Raw genomic sequence first — 17,686 nt, forward strand, 5'->3', positions numbered from 1 at the left:
CCTTTTTTTATAATGTCCTTGACAAAGGGTCCATTTTATTCTCTTTTTCTTTTTTTATATAATTTGCAGTGTTTATATCAAATTCCTCTACAGGTGTAGATAATGCAATTGATTCTGTATCTCTAAGTGAAGTATCCGCTTCTTTTTTCTTAGCTTTCATACAATAATCTGCTGTTTCGTCTCTTTCTGAAAGTCCCATAAGTATTGCTTTATATATGGGATTCGTAAGTTTTAAATCCTTTAATATATTTTTTAATTTTCTATCAAATGTTTCTCTATTTTTTATAAGTTCACCACTTATATTTTCTTTTAAAGTACTTATAATTTTTTCTTGGAGTTTTTTACCTTCATATTGTTTTTCTAGATCTAAAATTTCTTTTTTCTTAATAGTTTGCTTTTCTTTTTTCAGTTCAAGTTCCTCTACCTTATCTTCATCATAAAGCTTTGAAAAAGTTGATTCCGAATAAATATTTTCTATTCTTTCCTTAGAAATTTTAAAGTTTAGTTTAAGTGGTCTTTCTATTGTAACTTTAAGATATCCAAATTCTTCATTATCAAATATCTTACAATATTCATTTTCTTTAAACTCACCATAAATACGTGCTATTTCTTTAATGTCTGTATCACTTATTTGATTCCTTTTTGAACCTAAGGATTTTCTCATTTTATGATAAAAGCCACTGCCATCAACTAATTGAATCTTTCCTTTTCTAACTGCTCCTTTAAGAGTTTTTTCATTTTTTCTATTTGTCAGAACCCATATATATGTTGCAATACCTGTATTATAAAATAAATCTGTTGGTAGAGCAATAATTCCTTCTAGTAAATCATTTTCTATAACCCATCTTCTTATTTCTGATTCACCAGAACCTGCATCCCCTGTAAAAAGTGGTGATCCATTAAATATAATAGCCATTCTAGAGCCTTTTTCATCGTCCATCATTTTTGAAATCATATGCTGTAAGAATAATAATGATCCATCAGAAGTTCTAGGAATTCCTGCACCAAAACGTCCATTAAAACCATACTCTTTAACTTCTTTAGTTATAAAATCTTTATCCTTTTTCCAATCCACACCAAAAGGAGGATTCATAAGTGCAAATCTTACTTTTTGATCTTTATGTCCATCTTCAGTAAAAGAGTTCCCAAACGCTATATTTTTTTCTTTCTGACCTTTGATCAAAATATCCGATCTACAAATAGCATATGATTGATTATTTAGTTCTTGTCCAAAAACTTCTACTTGTGCATCTGGGTTTATCTTCTTAATATAATCTGTAGCAACTGATAGCATTCCACCTGTCCCACAAGCAAAATCTCCAACAGTAAAAATACTACCTGGAGTTGTTAATTCATCTTCTACTCCATTGAAAATAAGATTAACCATAAGTTCTATAACTTCACGTGGTGTATAGTGATCTCCAGCTTCAGCATTTTCTGAAAACCTTCTAATAAGTTCTTCGAAAATATATCCCATTTCTTGATTAGATACTGCTTCTGGATGAAGATCTATACTATTAAATTCTTTTACTACTAAAAATAATATATTATTATCATCAAGTTTTTTAATCTCTTTATCAAATTCGAAGTTTTCTATTATTTCTCTTATATTCCCAGAAAAACCTTGTATATAGCTTTCAAAGTTAGCTCTTATATTATCTGAGTCCTCAAGCAATTTTTCAAAATCAAACTGTGATTTATTAGAAAAACCATAACCAGCAGTTTTATTTAATATTACTTCTATATCAACATTTTTTTCTTTTTCTACTACTGCTTGTTTAGTATTTTTAAGTAGACAATCAAAACGTCTTAATACTGCCATTGGCAATATTACAGATCCATATTTTTCTTGTTTGTATATACCTCTTAATAGTTCCGCTATCTTCCATATAAAATTAACTTTATCATTAAAATTCTTCATCTTTACATCTCCTTGTATCATCAACCTCTATTATTTGCTGTTTTTATTAATAGTTTAATATTTTCTTAAATTATATCATAATGACTTTTAAGTGATTGTTAGACTATGCAGTTAATTTTAGGTGAAATAATACAAAAACTATATAAATTTTCTCCAAAATAACAAACCCTCTATAGTAGTTTCACAACTACTATAGAGGGTTCCATTAATGTGTATAAACACCATATTATTATTTTTTAGAAATAACGATTGGCTTTCCTTCTTTTCTCCACTCTGCAAATTCAGCAACAGCAGTGAAAAGTGCATCTGTTGAAGAGTTAAGTGCAGTTTCGCAAGAATCTTGAATAACTCCTACAACGAAACCTACTCCAACTACTTGCATTGCTACATCATTTGGAATACCAAATAAACTACATGCAAGAGGAATTAATAGTAATGATCCACCAGCTACTCCAGATGCTCCACAAGCACTTACAGCTGAAAGTATACTTAATATTAATGCTGTACCCATATCTACCTTAATACCTAAAGTATTAACTGCAGCAAGTGTTAATACAGATATTGTAATTGCTGCACCCGCCATGTTTATAGTTGCTCCAAGCGGAATTGATACTGAGTAAGTATCTTTATCTAATCCTAATTCTTCACATAATGACATGTTTACTGGGATATTAGCAGCTGAACTACGTGTAAAGAACGCTGTAATACCACTATCCTTTAAACACTTTAATACAAGTGGATATGGATTTTGACGAATAGCAACAAATGTTATAATTGGATTCACAACAAATGCCATAAAGAACATACATCCAACTAGTACAGCTAATAACTGTCCGTAGTTAAGTAAAGATGCAATACCATTTGTAGCAATTGTATCAAATACTAGACCCATAATACCAAGTGGTGCAAAGCTTATTACCCATCTTACTACTTGACCTAAAGCATCCGCAAAATTACTAATCATTGTTTTAGTAGTTTCAGGTGCACCTTTTAATGCAAGTCCAAGAAGTAATGCCCAAGCTAAAATACCAATGTAATTAGCACTTGAAAGTGCAGTTATAGGGTTTGAAACTATATTCATAAGTAATGCCTTTAATACCTCTGAAACGCCTCCTGGAGGAGTTACATTCTCAACACCTGCTCCAAGTGTTAAAGTTACTGGGAACATAAAACTTGCTAAAACAGCAACAAGTCCTGCTAAAAATGTTCCAAATAAATAAAGAACTATGATTGATTTCATATTTGTTTTTTGACCACTCTTATGTTGAGAAATCGCAGCCATTACTAAGAAAAATACTAGTATTGGTGCAACAGATTTTAAAGCACCTACAAATAATGATCCAAAAATAGAAATTGGTTGAGCCGCCTCTGGAGCTATCATAGCTAAAATAATTCCGACAATTAATCCTATAATGATTCTCTTAACTAAACTAATTTTATTCCATGAGTTTAATAAGTTTCCCATTTGATTCTTACCTCCTATGACTTTATTAAAATATCTTGGTCATAAATAAGAATGTATTCAACTTAAATAGAAAATTTTATAATGACAGTAAACGTTTTCCTTTTTCATCGAATTGAATACTTCTAAAATTCTGACTACACTGATATCTTACCACAGTTTTCAGACTATTACAATAAATTTCAAATTTTTTTTTCATTTTCATATATTCTTTTACACTTTTTTCTATATTTTTTTATTGTCAGAATAGTCTAAATTGTTATTTTTATAGCCTTTATATACCTAACCTCTATATAATAAAATTTATACATAACATTAATTTTATTATCCACTCAAACACTTCATTTTTAGACGTTTCACCTATTATATATTTATCTATTCTAACCAATTTACAATCCATTTTAATATAGATTATACTCTTATAATAAGCTTAGTTCTTCTTACATTTCATAATTTCACTATTTTGTATATATATTATATACAAAAGGTATGTTTTCGAAGTACTCTACACTTACTTAATACAATCTCCAATGTAAATTTTTGTAAACAAGAATTTGAATTTTCAATAAAATAAATTTAATTCATAACCACATTTATATATTTTCTATTTTTAACCAATATAAAATTTTCAGTAAATTTTACATTTATTACATTTATATCTATAAGGTTAGTACCATGCCTTCATTGTTTCACCTCTAATCCATATGATAATAGGTATAATTACTTGAAATGGAAAAGCATAATAATTATATATATTGAATTTCCAATTATTCATTTCTATAATATTTTCAAAACTTATAATCGATACAAGAATAATACAAATAGCAATAGGAGTAACTATAAATCTATAATCATCAAAACAAAATAATTTTGATATTCCCTTACAACAAGCAGAAAGACATACTATTGATTTTACATATCCTGTAATTAAAAATGCAGCAGAAACTCCAATTTCTAGTCCCCTAATAAATGATTTTATATTTATTTCAGAAACAGAAGAATATGATGGAAAAAAATAACCAGAGTACATACTCTCTCCTAAAACTAAGATCTCTGCTATAGCAGTTGAAAATATTATAATTCCTCCAAATAATAATCCTAATATATATACCCTGCAATGAGATTTCTTATTTTTTAATGAATCAAATAAAGCTAAAAAGATAACTATTTCTGCAAATGGAAAAGAAAATACAGAAAAACCGCCTTTTATAACAGGTGCTATCCCATTATCTAAAAAAGTTCTTAAATTTCTTATATCCATGTTATAAACTTCTAAAGGTATAATCATATATACTAAAAAAAATAATATGATAACAAAAAACTCCGACCACCTTCCTAAAACTTCTATTCCTTGTTTAGTACCCCATGAAGTTAACATCATAGCCAGAATCATTGACAACAGCCTTGGTGTCTTACTTAGTCCAACTATATTTATAAATGTCATAAAATCTAATAGATCTATTACAAGTAAATAAAAAAAATACCATATATACATTATGCAAATTGCTTTTCCTAAAAATCTTCCAAAACTTTTTTCAAGAATATAGAACAAATCTCTACTAGGATATAATGTAAGTATTCTATTATAAATTAATACTAAGAGAAAAGCACATCCTAAAGCTAAAATTATAGCCATCCATATATTTGATTGTGCTTCTCTTCCAGTTGCAGATATCAAGGCATTACCACATATGTACATAAGCATAATACAAATAGCTTGTTTGTCAGAAATGATTTCTTTATTCACTATAATAGCCTCCAAAACATTATAAAATAGTAATTGTTTTATAGTTTTTCCAAAATAAAATATATTATTATGTGAAGTTAATCAAAGCTATGGTATATTTAAGAACAAAAAAGCTAAGTCCTCATTCGAGTTCTTAGCTTTCTTGTATCCCCTTTATTTTATTCAATTCCATACTTTATATCTTAAAAACTAGGCTTCTTCATCTTCTAATTTTTTCTTTATCATTTTCAAATCTTAATTAATCAAGTAATTATATAACTTATCTTCCACCTCTTTATTAAGCTTATAATTAATATTAACTATATTTTTTTCTTTTCCATTATTATCTTTAATAGTTGTTTGTTTATAATTTATTGGCTCTACATCTCCCATATAATAAAAATCTCCGCCTTCTCCATCACTTTTCTTAACAAACAAAAGTATTCTTAATCCAGTACTACTATAATTTTTAATCTCTCTAACTTCACTCGAATCTAAGTTAAGACCACTTCTAGTCATCCAACTAAATTGATGCTTATTTATGAATCCATCCTCATATTTTGTACTTTCACTAATATCATCTTTTTTATGATAGGTAACAAAAATAGGACAAGTATTATATTTAATGCGATATCCATATACTGTTGAAGAATCGTCACTTTTCCAATTGAGTATTTTGCAAACATCTTTTCTCGAATATTTTCCATAAAGTAAAAAACCCTTATTGTAATTTTCTTTTGAATAAGCTTTATTAAATTTATCTCTACAATATTCTAATAAATCTATCAAGTAATCTTTGAAATCTTTATTATTCAATTTATACTTTAATTCTTCATGTATACTAATATCTGTTCCTTCAATTAAAAGAGTATTTATCTGTTTATATTTTTTTCTATCTTTTTCTTTTAAAAACTGACAATTTAGCTGCCTAATACAAGATTCTATCGTTTGCTCTGATGGATAAAAATCATAGTTTTCCTTAATAATTTCTTCAACTTCACTTATGCTAAAAGATTCATGTTCTATCAGCATTTCTAACATTATAATGTCCTCTATACGTTTTGCTCCACCTAACTCTTTAGAATAAAATTCAAGGTGTGATCTTTCTTCAGAACTCAACTCATCTCGCATATTTTCTATATCAGCTATAAAGTTATAGTATGATTTTGAATAATCTATAAAAGCTATTGGATCACGACTTCCATGTAAAATAAAATCCATCATAGTCGGTATTTTCCCTAACTTGTACTTTAACAATTTATATTCTTCTACAAGGGCTTTTTTAGTTGCCATGTTTGTATTATCAATAGATTTAAAAATCCTATCCTTTGTAATTGAATCGAAGTTAATAGTAGAAACACCGGGTATAGTGCTACTTCCACTGTTCATTAATTTTCTCAAATTATCTTTATTGTAAGACTTATCTCCATACAAAGCTATAGGTATAAGAAAGTTATTAGCATAATTTCCTATAAAATCAATGACAACAAGATAGTCTTTGCCACTACTTTTTCTTAGTCCTCTACCTAGCTGCTGAACAAAAACAATAGACGATTGAGTAGGACGAAGCATAATAATCTGATTTACTGAAGGTATATCTACTCCTTCATTAAAAATATCTACTGTAAAAATATAATCCAGATAATCTTCAATTTGTTCATTTTTTTCTAATCTTTGTATAGCTTCTTCTCGCTCTTTTTCACTGCTGCTTCCATCTAAAGATATTGTTTTATACCCTCTTTGATTGAATTTATTTGAAAGATCTTTTGCTTCCTTTATACTGCTGCAAAAAACAAGGCCTTTTACCCTTCCATTATCAAATCCATAAAATTTAGCTTTTTCAATAATTCTTTCAACTCTTTCATCACTGACTAATTTGTTAAAATCAGTTTTATCATCAAGCACAACTCCATCTACTTCTATTTCACTTATTCCATAATAATGAAAAGGACTTAATATATCCTCTTGAAGCGCTCTCTTTAAACGGATCTCATATGCTATATTATAATCAAAGGTTTTATAAATATCATACCCATCAGTTCTCTCTGGTGTAGCTGACATTCCTAATAAAAATCTAGGTTTAAAATGGTTAAGTATCTTCTCATAGCTCTTTGAACCCGATCTGTGAACTTCATCAATAACAATATAATCAAAATGATCTGGTTTAAACTTTTCTAAAACATCATCCTTATGTAAAGTTTGAATAGTTGAAAATAAATAAGGTTCATCAAAATTCTTAGAGTTTCCGCTTAAAACCCCCATTTCAATGCTATTTCCTAATATTCTCTTATAACTTTTCCTTGCTGCTCTTGCTATATTTTCTCTATGTACAATAAACAAAAAACGTTTGGGTTTGAATTTTTTTACATCAAAAGCTGATAAATAAGTCTTTCCTGTACCAGTAGCAGAAATTACTAAAGCTTTGTCTTTCTTCTCTAATCGTAATTCTTCAAGAGCTTCAAGTGCTTCCCCCTGCATCTTGTTAGGTTTAATCATTTCAGCTTGAATATCTTCCATTTGCTCTTTTATACTAGCTCTTTTTTGCCTTTCACTCTGATAAATCTCCTTATATACATTAATCCATTCTTCTGTAACTATTTCAGCTGCTTCAAAATTTTCATTAAATTCATCTAAAATGCTCTTTAAAGTCCCTCCATTTCCTGAGGCTGATACTTTTAAATTCCATTCTTTATTATAACTTAATGCGTTTTGTGTCAAATTACTACTTCCTATAATAACTCTATAGTGCTCATGCTTCTTGAAAATATATCCCTTAGCATGAAAATTACCTTTAGTTGCAATTCTAACTTCTACATTTGAAAGCTGTATTAGTCTCTTTAAAGCCTGCGGCTGTGTGAAGTTCTGATATTGTGAAGTAACAATTTTACCTTTTATATTACGTTCTTCCAAATCTTTTAATGTATTGATAAGTGAAGCTACTCCACTATTTGTAATAAATGCTACTGAAAAATAAAATTCTGTACATGAGCTCAACTCTTCTATTATGCTGGTTAAAACCTTTATCTCTCTACTTTCATCATTTATTAATAAAGATGGTTGATACTCTTCAAAAGAATCTATTTTATCATCTATAAACCCTGTATACATACCATTCTTTAAATCGTCTATGTTATGCATGGTTCTTCTCCTCTAATCTTCTTACAATAGGAATATCAGCAGCTGCCCAATCAAGCTCTTCTAATTCATCTGCTCTTAACCACTTATGATCTACATGTTCTTTTCGTACAAACTTTTTATTATCTACACGACATATATAACTATGCATTATTATTTCAAAATCAGGATAAGTATGATCTACTGTCATAAAAAAATCTTCATCTTTAACAGTTATATTAATATCCATTTCTTCTTGTAGTTCTCTTTGTAATGCTTCTACTTTCGATTCTCCTAATTCTACTTTTCCTCCTGGAAACTCATACTTATAAGATACATACTCATATTTACCTTTAGGACGCTGCATACATAATATTTGATTCTCATACACAATAATAGCCGCAACTACTTCATATTTTTTCATAACTATCTCCTTTATTCATATGTTTTTGTTATTTAATTATAATCTCATCTGCTCCTATTTCTTTAAACAACTCATAGGTTTCATCTAATATAATCGTTTCTGGTATATATAAAATCATCCCTTTTCTTGATCTTGAAAGTAAGACCCTATATATATTTTGCATTATTGCTTCAAAATCTTTGAATTTATTATCATTTTCATCGAATGTACTTTCATCAATGCACCACTTCATTTTATAAAAATAATATTCTCCAGTAAAGCATACTAATGGATAATCTATTTCTAATCCCTGACATACAAATTCCGATGCACCTTTTTGTAAATTCTTACTTTCATTCAAAAACCAATTTCCAGCTTCACTATTTTTTATATAGTTACTAAAACCTCTATTATTTAAATATTCCTTAGCCTTAATACTATTTGCTTTAGATGATAATAGTATGCCATATGTAATATTTGATTGTTCTTTCACTTTTTTATTTAAGAAAGCTTTGCAAGCTTCATAATTTCTAGATATTCTTAATATATATCCCTGCTCTTTAAGCTTATCTAGTTCTTTTTTAGCTACATTCACATTCCCATCTAAAATAGCTTCTATAAATTCACTTATATCTATAAAGTTATTTCTTATGGATGTATCTAGATATAATTCTTTTTTCTCTATTGCGTTAGGTATTGAAGAAAATTCTTTTTTATAATTAGTAGGTATATATACATTCCAATCATTAAACTTTTTAAGTGCTTCTATCCAAAGATCTATTCCTACTTCTTCTCCAACATGTATAACTTGTCCATCTCCAATGAAACATACAATATTTATATTTTCTTTTTCATTATAAATTTTATTTCCAACACTTAATAATCCTTCTGGCTCTGATATATTGTATCTTCCCATTTGTTCTTTGTCCCATGCTCGCTGAGCTTCATCAAACATAATCACATTATAAGGCGGAATAATTCTATTATTAAGATACTCTTTCTTAAACTTAATAACTTCTTTTATGTACGTTTTTCCAATACTTTCATTTACCTTTACATTTGTAAGTTGCTCTTGTAACACACTCACTAAGGGACCATTACCAGATAAGTATATTGCTGATAGTTTTTCTTTATATGTATTATATTTATATAGGTTATAGTCATATAGTGTTTTTAGTGCTACCAATGTTTTTCCTGATCCAGGTACACCACTTACAAAAACTATATTTTTACACTTATCTTTAGTTTCATTATTGTTTATTAATCTTTTTATAAATTTAATAGTTTCTTCAAGTTCTCCCTCTTGTATGTTCTTAATATATGGCAAATTCCCTTGTTTAAATAACCTTAACGTAGCCTCTATTACACTTGGCAATGGTTCATACTTAGACTTTAACCACTCCTTTACTTTTTTCTCTGCCATGGCCTCTTCCATATCTAATGATATTACCTGTAGAAAGTTATCTTCTGTTAATATCTTTACGCCTCTATCTTCTGTGTATTTAGCATCTTTTTTAGTTAATACAAGATATGATATAACTTCTAAGTTATTTTTATAAGTTTGTTCATGAAAGTTTTTAATATCTTCTCTGTAACCTATTGCTTGTTCAATATCGCTAGGTTCATAATTAATTTTATTCTTAAACTCTAAAATAAATATTTTATCTTTAATAAATAATAAAACATCTGGACGTCTACCACCTTCAAAGGGAAGTAAGTATTCAAAAGCTAAATATACATTCTTGCTTTTTTCAGATAACTGATCAAATATTTTTTCTAAAAAATTACAACAATCATTCCAAGCAAATATTTGTTTTTCATCAACCTCAAAATTATTATATTCTACAAATTCTTTTAATTGGTTTACTAGATCCTTTTTATTTTTACTTAAAAATTTGTTTATACTCCCATATCCTCCACAAGCCAATTTATATCCCCCTTGATTCAATTTATTTTATTTATTTTTCTTTTTCTAGTATTATAACGATAGAGATTATTATATTATCTATATTTTAATTGTATCTTCATATATATAAACATGCATATAAAATGTTAGTTTTCTACTAATTATATCAAAATAAGGATCTTTTTTCTTATTTCCTTCACTTACTTTGTATAATCCTCAACATTTTTTATAAAACAAAATAAAGCTTATTAGAATAACATATTTTAATTATTCTAATAAGCTTTATTTAAGTTTAGCATGTATTCAGTTTTCTTACTTTTTTCTAAGAACCACTACTGTTTCCATGTGAGGCGTTTATGTAAATCTAATATTTTATAATAATTTGATATATCTTAAAATATTTTATAATTTAGCATATTCGTTCATATATAAGATATTCAATAACTCTGTATGCTTTGATATACCTTAATTTAATAAATTGTATTTTACACATGGGTGGCAAGGTGGTGGAAAATTCACTTTTGCCACCCATACTATATAACATTATTATTTAGAATTACTATATACTTTTTTATTTAATATCAAGCTACAAATATAAAATTTATCACGTTTACGTAGCTTATACTATACCTTTATTAAATTTATTTACATATACTTTATGATATTCTTCTTTTGTTTTTTCTAATTCATTATTTCTATCAAAAACAAATTTTCCAGTACCATTTTGCTTCATATAAATCTTTTGTAAATGGTCATTTTCATTAAAATAATATAGGAAAATTGTATCTTCTTCATCAACTACACAATCCATTTCTGCAATTAACCCCTGTTCCCCTTTATAATATTTAACATATTTATAGTTCTCTAATTTAGCATTTTGAAGCAAATTATAAGGAGTTACAATTGAAGAATTCAATAAATTAAAAATTTTTTCTATATAATTATCCATTTTTAATACACACCTCCAAATACTTATACCCGGCAATTATATACTATATTCTTTCTTTTTTGAACAAAATTCTTTTAAATTTTTCTCTACATATTTTTCTAATTCATCTAGAACCGAAAACGCTATATCAAAATCATTGTCTAACCAATCTTTTCTACTTTTGCCTATTCTGTCTTTTAAATATGCGTTCATATACATAGCAAGCATAGCATTATTTTTCTTAACTTTATTTTTTATATACCAATATTTACCTCTAAATAGCGATAATTCTTTCAGTTCATCATCTTCTTCATCTATTTTATATATTCTAATTAATCTAGGCACTATTTCTTCTCTAATTCTAGCATCAATGTCTTTCTTTTTAGTTGAATAAATTAGGTCAGGTCTCTTCATTGCTGAAGAATCATTTCCCATTTGCTCTATCATTAACATAGCTTGTTCATCTGTAATTCCTTTAAATAAGGATTTAAGTTGTTCTATTTTAGCTTTATCTTCTATATCTTTTTCTCTACTTTTTCTAATTAATTCTGTATCTAAATAAGCTTCTACTGATAATTTCGACTCGCCATAATGTTTAGCATTTCCTAGTATTTCATTTTGTGAACCTTCTATATTTGTTCTAGTTCCAGTATCAAAATCTTCATCTAATAATTCATCATAATCCCTTAATTTTTTAATTATTTCACTTTCTTGAATTTCTATTTTATACTTATCCCATAATTTACGGAGTTCTAAATGCTTATGAGAAACAATTTGTCCAATATTATCTTCTGGCTTTGCTTTTTCATCAGAAATAGTTCTTAGGATTCTTCCTATAAATTGTGCATAAGGTAATTCATTTCTAAAAGGTCTAAATATAGCTGCTACTGAAAGATATGGGTGGTCATATCCTTCGCCAAGCATAGCTACATTTATAACTACTTGTACCCTATGATTTTCAATATCTTTCATAACTTTATTTTTTATATTTTGATTTAATTTACTATGTACTAAAGCTACTTTATATCCTTTATTTTCATATAATTCACATATTTGTTCTGCATGCTTGATACTACAAGCTATTCCTATAATTTTATGAGGAATTTTACTTCCATTATTCAATTTCTTTTTTAATAGTTTTATACTATTATCTACAATTTTTTCCGAACATTCTAAGGAATATGCAACGGACCTAGTTACCCAATCCATATCTTTTAAATTCATACTGTATATTTCTTCAATGGAATATGTTTTAGAATCATCTTCATCTATAGTTAACCTAAGTTGTTGAGGAATAAATTCTATGTTTTCTAAGCTTTTCACATAATTATTATACATAGCTCTACTTAGAGGATATTTATACACTAAATGCCCATTTATTTCTTTATTATCCGTTCTAAAAGGTGTCCCAGTTAATTTAATCACCTTAGCTTTTTCAAAATAATCTACACATTCAACCCAAGTTTTAGCAGTAGAATGATGTGCTTCATCAATAATAATCATGTCAAAAAAATCTTTATCTACTATATTTACTAAAGATGAATTTAATCTGGATTGTAATTTATGAATATTTAGCACTACAATATTTGCTGCACTCAACACTTCATAAGGAGTTTCTTTCCCTGAGTATTCTATTAAATTTGGAAGCTGACTTTTAGTTTTAAAAATTCCTCTTTTCAGCCAAAAATTATCATGATAATCGGGATTTAAAGAATCTATTACAGAATCCTTTATAGCGGTCCATGGCGTTATTATAAGAACTCTTCCTTTACACATATGATATGGAACCAAACCCATTAATCCCGTCTTACCAACTCCAGTTGGTAAAACTACTAAAGAGCTTCTATTTGAATAATCTGATTCAAAATAATTTTTTATTTTTATATATGCTTCAATTTGTGGAATCCTTAGATTTTCATTACTCTGTATATTTGGTAATGAAGCCATAAAATAATTATGATTGTAATTAAAAGCCACTTTATCCTCTCCTAACATACTTAAGATATTATTTGAACTAAACATTTTAATTTTAACATATATTTCAATTTTTAGAAATCAATACAAAACGAATAATTTTTATATATTTAAATTCTATACATTTTTTTAATTTTACTATTCAATTTCTCTGATTAGAATTTAGATTATATATTTTTTATTTTTTAAATGGTTTAACATATTTCTCGATATGCTCTTTATATTCTTCTAGAAATCCTTTAACTTTTATTCTCATCTAATTATCTTATAGATTTTGAAACGTTACACCTGTTCAAGTTTTGATATGTACTGTATTTGATTTGTTTTTAGCTATCAATTTTTAATCATTCTGATAAAAAATAGTTGCTAAGCAACTAAAATATAAAAACTTAATTTAAGGCTATAGTGCATATTTTGATGTCAAAATGCCAAACTATTAAACAAGTATATATTTTTATTACCCTAAAGTTATTTTCTACAACTAGACATTAAAAGGAGTGATACCATGAATGAAGTAAGAACATCTTTACGCTTATCTAGAGATACTCATAAACAATTAAAAATAAAATGCGCTGAAGAAGGCGTTACAATGAATGGTTATATTAGCGACTTATTGCAAAACAAACTACCTTCAAACATATCATCTAACAAACCTAGTCAAACAGTTAATATAGAAACAGTTAATATCAATCAAGTTAATATTAATCCTTCTCAAGGTAAAGATGCTCCATACCCTAATGTAATTGATCAATAAGCACAATTTTAAAAGGGAACGACATAATAAAATGGTACCTATAGATTGGACACATAAAAAAGAGTGTCTAGTTTATAGGTACTTTTTTGTGTATAATTATCATTGAATATGGAGGCCTTTAGTATGAGTAAAATTACATTTTCAAAAGACAATATTGAAAGATTAAATAAGAACCCTTATGTAAAGCGCGTTAGCGAGAAGTCAATAACATACTCTGACGAGTTTAAAATAATGTTTATTGAGGAGTATTTAAGAGGAAGCACACCACGAACTATTTTCATTGATGCTGGATTTGACGTTGAAATACTTGGTGTCAAGCGCTATGAACAGGCGGCAGCCAGATGGATAAAAGCGTACAAGAAAGATGGAATTATAGGATTAAGTGATACTAGAAGAGTGAATTCAGGCAGACCAAGTAATGCTCCAGTTTCAAAGGACGATATTATTAGCAAACAAGAAGCTAAAATAAAACTGCTTGAGGAACAATTAGAATTGCTAAAAAAGCTCGACGTGACAGAAAGGAGGCTGGTAAACAACTGCGTAAATCTAACAAATAATGAAGTATATGAGTTAATTTTAAAGACTGTGTCTAAAAAAGATTATTCAGGCACAGTTTCTTATTGCTGCTCAATTTTAGGGGTTTCACGTTCAGGTTATTATCATTATTTAAAGACAGCACCTTCTAGAACTATAAGGGAGAATGAAGATTTAAAAGCTAGAGATATTATATTAAAGGCTTATAATTATAGAGGTTATAAGAAAGGTTCTAGATCAATTAAAATGACACTAGAAAATGAGTTTGGTATTATATACAGTAGAAAAAAAATCCAAAGGATTATGCGAAAATACAGTATAGTATGTCCTATAAGAAAAGCCAATCCGTATAGAAGAATAGCCAAAGCGACAAAAGAACATAGAGTAGTACCTAATCTGCTACAGAGAAATTTCAAACAGGGTATTCCTGGCAAGGTGCTACTTACTGATATCACATACATCCCTTACGGGATAAATAAAATGGCATATTTATCAGCTATCAAAGATAGCTCTAGTAACGATATTCTAGCATATCATGTATCTGATCGAATTACTTTAGATATAGCTACAATTACAATTAAAAAATTAGTTAATACACATAAAGCTGATTTACATGATGAAGCTTTTATCCATTCTGACCAAGGGGTCCACTATACAAGCCCTAAATTCCAAAAATTACTAAAAAGCCATAATCTAGGACAATCCATGTCTAGACGTGGTAACTGCTGGGATAATGCACCTCAAGAATCCTTCTTTGGTCATATGAAGGATGAAGTAGATTTCAAAACATGTTCTACACTTGAAGAAGTAATTAATAAAGTTGATAATTACATGGATTACTATAATAATTATAGATGTCAATGGGGATTAAAAAAGATGACTCCTAAACAATTTAGAAATCATCTTTTGAATGCAGCTTAACCCTTTTTTTATAATGTCCTTGACAAAGGGTCCATTTTATAATGTCGTCCCCTTTTTTATATAATACTTTTCCAATAATCATTGCATAGAACTTACTATACAGGTTTTAACTTTCTATTGCACTTTTGACGAATGGATTTATATTTAAAAAGTTTAAGCATAGATTAGTGTTGCTTTATACATTAAAAAAGAAGCGTTAGTCCCTTATATATTTTATACTAATCTACCTATTACAATATCCATATCACCTGGTATATTCTCAAAATATCCATTTCCTACTTTTCAATCATAATCTCTACAATGAACTTCTCTGCTGTCATAGACTTGTTCTACCTTGTAAGAATCAATTTGTCGGATATTTTATTTAACTTCTTCAAATTCTATAAATTCATATAGTGCATCTGGTGACATCATCATCTTTCCTAATAATCTAACTTTTACTTTATATGTTGTTAATGGTTTTAATTTTTTCAACTGTTCTTCATTTGCCTTTATGAAGAATTCCTCGTTTAGATCATCATCTACTAATCTTGTATTAGATATCTTATTAATCCTTCCAATAGTTCTTATAGTACCTGTAAATTCTTTGTTTTTGAAATGATCAAATAAATCACTTCTAGCTCTATACATTGCATTTTCCCATTCTTGTCCACTTTCATCTTCCCTTTTATCTCTTCTACATTCATTATAAAGTTTTCTAAATTCTTCTAAAGTTATAACTTCGCCATATTTTATATCACTTGGCTTTTCTTCACCTTCATTAGTTTTATTTTGAATTGCTGCATTAGATTTTTCTATTTCTTTTTCCACTTCGGGGTTTTCAATACTTTCTACAATAATCACAAATGTTATTAAACATATTAATATTTTTAATATTCCTTTTAATAAGTTCTTTAATTTCATTTTGTCTACACTCCTTTATGTTGTCTAAAAAGAACCTAGGTTCCTTCCATATTCTATTATGTTTCATATATAAAAAAAAAGAAACCTTATATTTATTTTTTTATTTTTGTTTTTCAACTTATTTAGGAAACTTAAGAATAATATTCATTTACTAGATTAATAGATTTTCTATATAAGTATATCTCTGAAAATCAGAGTTTCGGAAAATAGGAAAATAAGCAATTTAAGATTTTTATTAATATCTGATAGTACTAATGGTACAGAACCAGTAAATACAATAGCTCTAACCAATAGTTATAGTGCTCTATTTTTAACAGAATATGGACTATTAAGACCTTATCGAGTGTTACTGCCATGGGACAACACTTCTCGATTTAAGGCTGCCAAGTCAGCTTAGAGTAATTTTATAAATAGTTTATACAGATTTTTATTATTTTATCTACATAAACTCTGAAATAACTAATAATAATAGCCGTAAATAAGGTATTTTTCTTGTATTCGCTTCATTTATTCTTGATATTTCTTAATAAGGTTTTATAAAAAACATTAAATTTCCCCCTAAAATTTTAAAAATAAAAAAGAGCCTATGGATCTTTTAGAAACTTTTTTCTGTTAGAGTATCTTCTAATTTTTTTAACATTTTCTCATTATTATATGTTTTCATTAATGTCAATATGAAAGCACATCTATCTTCTTGTCCATTACAATTGCATTGTGTAGCTATTTTATATTCATCATCTTTAGGTACATATAATACGATTTTAGCAAAATTTCCTTCTTTATCTGTACAATGAGGACATTTAAATGTCACAAAATCTAAATTAGGCATATCTTTTCTCATTCTTTCAAAATCATAATCTCCGTGTTTTTTAATTCCCATTTACATCCATCTCTTTTTTTACCTTCTTATTCTATAAATTTTAATTATTTTTAGTTATTACTTCCATATATTGTTGAGAAAATTTATCTGCTCCATCAAATATAATCTCAGAACTAACTAAAATTCCCTTTTGTATTGCTTTATCTATAGCTAATTTTGCTGGATATAAAAAACTGTTTTTAGGAGCATTTATTGTAAATGCAAGAAATGCTATTAAAAAAAAAGATGGCAAACTATTTTTCTTCCTCATATACTCATCT

Annotated in this window: 13 protein-coding genes; 2 read left to right on the plus strand and 11 right to left on the minus strand. The window is 27.6% G+C overall.

Annotated elements, in window-relative coordinates:
- Positions 1 to 7: 7 nt before the first annotated feature.
- The 8 genes from P4S50_RS15250 to P4S50_RS15285 form a co-directional block, all read right to left on the minus strand.
- A complete protein-coding gene (locus tag P4S50_RS15250) occupies positions 8 to 1,921 on the minus strand; it encodes a type I restriction-modification system subunit M (RefSeq protein ID WP_277731673.1) in 1,914 nt (637 codons plus the stop codon).
- Between the two features lie 229 nt (positions 1,922 to 2,150).
- On the minus strand, positions 2,151 to 3,386 hold the full coding sequence (gene sstT / locus P4S50_RS15255) for a serine/threonine transporter SstT (protein WP_277731674.1): 1,236 nt from the start codon (positions 3,384 to 3,386) through the stop codon (positions 2,151 to 2,153).
- A gap of 664 nt (positions 3,387 to 4,050) precedes the next feature.
- Positions 4,051 to 5,130 carry a GerAB/ArcD/ProY family transporter gene (locus P4S50_RS15260; protein WP_277731675.1) on the minus strand — a complete coding sequence of 360 codons (1,080 nt, stop codon included), beginning with the start codon at positions 5,128 to 5,130 and terminating at the stop codon, positions 4,051 to 4,053.
- Between the two features lie 234 nt (positions 5,131 to 5,364).
- Positions 5,365 to 8,247 carry a DEAD/DEAH box helicase gene (locus tag P4S50_RS15265; RefSeq protein WP_277731676.1) on the minus strand — a complete coding sequence of 961 codons (2,883 nt, stop codon included), beginning with the start codon at positions 8,245 to 8,247 and terminating at the stop codon, positions 5,365 to 5,367.
- On the minus strand, positions 8,240 to 8,647 hold the full coding sequence (locus P4S50_RS15270; protein ID WP_277731677.1) for a (deoxy)nucleoside triphosphate pyrophosphohydrolase: 408 nt from the start codon (positions 8,645 to 8,647) through the stop codon (positions 8,240 to 8,242). The genes P4S50_RS15265 and P4S50_RS15270 overlap by 8 nt, the downstream gene beginning before the upstream one ends.
- Before the next feature lie 28 nt (positions 8,648 to 8,675).
- The gene (locus P4S50_RS15275) at positions 8,676 to 10,553 is read right to left on the minus strand and encodes a DNA/RNA helicase domain-containing protein (RefSeq protein WP_277731678.1); all 1,878 of its coding nucleotides are present in this window, start codon (positions 10,551 to 10,553) and stop codon (positions 8,676 to 8,678) included.
- A gap of 598 nt (positions 10,554 to 11,151) precedes the next feature.
- Positions 11,152 to 11,481 carry a hypothetical protein gene (locus P4S50_RS15280; RefSeq protein ID WP_277731679.1) on the minus strand — a complete coding sequence of 110 codons (330 nt, stop codon included), beginning with the start codon at positions 11,479 to 11,481 and terminating at the stop codon, positions 11,152 to 11,154.
- A gap of 36 nt (positions 11,482 to 11,517) precedes the next feature.
- Complete coding sequence (locus tag P4S50_RS15285) at positions 11,518 to 13,437, minus strand: DEAD/DEAH box helicase (RefSeq protein ID WP_277731680.1); 1,920 nt, start codon at positions 13,435 to 13,437, stop codon at positions 11,518 to 11,520.
- Positions 13,438 to 13,939: 502 nt separating this feature from the next.
- On the opposite strand from P4S50_RS15285, the gene P4S50_RS15290 reads away from it, so the two are divergent.
- Together P4S50_RS15290 and P4S50_RS15295 are read left to right on the plus strand one after the other, a co-directional pair.
- Entirely contained in the window at positions 13,940 to 14,188 is a 249-nt protein-coding gene (locus P4S50_RS15290) for a toxin-antitoxin system HicB family antitoxin (RefSeq protein WP_277731681.1), read from the plus strand.
- 123 nt (positions 14,189 to 14,311) lie between these two features.
- Entirely contained in the window at positions 14,312 to 15,643 is a 1,332-nt protein-coding gene (locus P4S50_RS15295; protein ID WP_277730718.1) for an IS3 family transposase, read from the plus strand.
- A 360-nt stretch (positions 15,644 to 16,003) separates the two neighbouring features.
- Here the strand turns inward: P4S50_RS15295 and P4S50_RS15300 are convergent, their stop codons facing one another.
- From P4S50_RS15300 to P4S50_RS15310, 3 genes are all read right to left on the minus strand, one after another.
- Positions 16,004 to 16,546: a hypothetical protein gene (locus tag P4S50_RS15300; protein ID WP_277731683.1), complete on the minus strand. Its 543-nt coding sequence runs from the start codon at positions 16,544 to 16,546 to the stop codon at positions 16,004 to 16,006.
- A gap of 595 nt (positions 16,547 to 17,141) precedes the next feature.
- Positions 17,142 to 17,426, minus strand: a complete 285-nt coding sequence (locus P4S50_RS15305) for a hypothetical protein (RefSeq protein WP_277731684.1) — start codon at positions 17,424 to 17,426, stop codon at positions 17,142 to 17,144.
- Between the two features lie 40 nt (positions 17,427 to 17,466).
- Entirely contained in the window at positions 17,467 to 17,676 is a 210-nt protein-coding gene (locus tag P4S50_RS15310) for a hypothetical protein (protein WP_277731686.1), read from the minus strand.
- Between the last annotated feature and the right edge of the window lie 10 nt (positions 17,677 to 17,686).

This window comes from Tepidibacter hydrothermalis (assembly GCF_029542625.1).
Classification (GTDB): Bacteria; Bacillota; Clostridia; order Peptostreptococcales; family Peptostreptococcaceae; genus Tepidibacter_A; species Tepidibacter_A hydrothermalis.

Bases quoted from the DNA above. Each gene is read 5' to 3' on its own strand.
- P4S50_RS15250 (WP_277731673.1), bottom strand. From the start codon at position 1,921: ATGAAGAATTTTAATGATAAAGTTAATTTTATATGGAAGATAGCGGAA.
- sstT (WP_277731674.1), bottom strand. From the start codon at position 3,386: ATGGGAAACTTATTAAACTCATGGAATAAAATTAGTTTAGTTAAGAGA.
- P4S50_RS15265 (WP_277731676.1), bottom strand. From the start codon at position 8,247: ATGCATAACATAGACGATTTAAAGAATGGTATGTATACAGGGTTTATA.
- P4S50_RS15270 (WP_277731677.1), bottom strand. From the start codon at position 8,647: ATGAAAAAATATGAAGTAGTTGCGGCTATTATTGTGTATGAGAATCAA.
- P4S50_RS15280 (WP_277731679.1), bottom strand. From the start codon at position 11,481: ATGGATAATTATATAGAAAAAATTTTTAATTTATTGAATTCTTCAATT.
- P4S50_RS15290 (WP_277731681.1), top strand. From the start codon at position 13,940: ATGAATGAAGTAAGAACATCTTTACGCTTATCTAGAGATACTCATAAA.
- P4S50_RS15295 (WP_277730718.1), top strand. From the start codon at position 14,312: ATGAGTAAAATTACATTTTCAAAAGACAATATTGAAAGATTAAATAAG.
- P4S50_RS15300 (WP_277731683.1), bottom strand. From the start codon at position 16,546: ATGAAATTAAAGAACTTATTAAAAGGAATATTAAAAATATTAATATGT.
- P4S50_RS15305 (WP_277731684.1), bottom strand. From the start codon at position 17,426: ATGGGAATTAAAAAACACGGAGATTATGATTTTGAAAGAATGAGAAAA.
- P4S50_RS15310 (WP_277731686.1), bottom strand. From the start codon at position 17,676: ATGAGGAAGAAAAATAGTTTGCCATCTTTTTTTTTAATAGCATTTCTT.